Origin of the sequence: Nocardia sp. CC201C (genome assembly GCF_030010695.1) — a bacterium.
Lineage (GTDB): Bacteria > Actinomycetota > Actinomycetes > Mycobacteriales > Mycobacteriaceae > Nocardia > Nocardia otitidiscaviarum.
The window spans coordinates 1-1235 of the sequence record NZ_JASCXP010000729.1 but is presented as its reverse complement, the minus strand read 5'-3'; the positions used below and the strand labels follow the sequence as shown (position 1 = coordinate 1235).

Annotated in this window: 2 protein-coding genes; one reads left to right on the top strand and one right to left on the bottom strand. The window is 69.1% G+C overall.

What is annotated here, in order from left to right:
- The coding region (locus QK444_RS36335) for a DUF3043 domain-containing protein (protein WP_282786660.1) at positions 1–643 on the bottom strand (643 nt) is incomplete at its 3' end.
- A 326-nt stretch (positions 644–969) separates the two neighbouring features.
- On the opposite strand from QK444_RS36335, the gene QK444_RS36330 reads away from it, so the two are divergent.
- Positions 970–1235, top strand: a 266-nt coding sequence (locus tag QK444_RS36330) for an iron-sulfur cluster assembly accessory protein (RefSeq protein WP_282786659.1), incomplete at its 3' end; no start/stop codon positions are given.

The following is a 1235-nucleotide window of genomic DNA, read 5'->3' as shown; positions in this document are numbered from 1 at the left end:
CCGGCTGCACCCGCGGCTTGGGAGCGCGCATCTTGCGCAACTGCGAGGCGCGCACGAACGCGTACCAGCCCAGCGAGAAGCTGGAATCCTCGGCGTCCGGGAAGCGTTCCCGCACCCGCTTGTTCACGATCCGCCCCAGCACGAAGCCCTCGGCGATCATGAACACCATCATGACCAGCATGGCCAGCGTGACGTACGCCTGCAGTACCGGCGACAGGAACATGGTCAGAATCAGCACCAGCGCCAGCGGCATGAACAGTCCGAGCAGATTGCGCCGCGCGTCGACCACATCACGCACGTACCCCTTCACCGGGCCGCGGTCGCGCGGCAGCAGGAACTGCTCCTCACCCGCGAGCATGCGCGCGCGCCGGTCCGCATTCTCGGCGCGCCGCTGGGCGGCCGCGACCTTGCGCTGCTCCCTGTTGCCACGATTGGCCTTGCGCCGGGCGCGCGCCTCCTTGGCGGTCATGGGCGCGGGCGCCACGGGACCGCGCCGACGCCCTTCGGCGTCCCGCCGCTTGGGGGTGGGACGGCCCTTGCCGAGCGTGACGTTCGGCTCGGCAACCGTCGCCGAATCGCCGTTCGACGAAGCGGAGGTGGTGTCGTCGGTGGTGCTGGACTCGCCGCGGCGCAGGAACTTCACGCCGACCAGGCTATTCGATCCCACGTTCGTCCGGAAAACGTGGTCCGTTTCCGGTGTCGTCGACCACACGAAACCTAGCCCCGACCGGGCTGAAACGGCGGCGCCGGTAGCCGGATAGACGGACATCCCGCCCGGTCACGACCATGGTCGCGGCTTACCGCCCAGCTCGAGGGCTCGCGCCGCCCGCACCGCCGGATCTCCGGGTGGGTAGGGCGGATGAGTCGCCGGGTCCCGCGTAGGATGAGGAATAGCCGCCCGGGAAGCGGCGTTGACAGCCTTTGAGCCGTGCACAGTTCACGGTTGAACACGGTGCCCTAGGAGAGTTCATGACTGTGCAGAACGAGACCACCACCCACGGGGTGACGCTGACCGACGCCGCCGCCTCGAAGGCGAAGGCGCTGCTGGATCAGGAAGGTCGCGACGACCTCGCGCTGCGGATCGCCGTGCAGCCCGGTGGCTGCGCGGGCCTGCGCTACCAGCTCTTCTTCGACGACCGCAGCCTCGACGGCGACCTGACCGTCGAGTTCGGCGGCGTGAACCTGGTGGTCGACCGCATGAGCGCCCCCTACGTGCAGGGCGCGGCGATCGATTT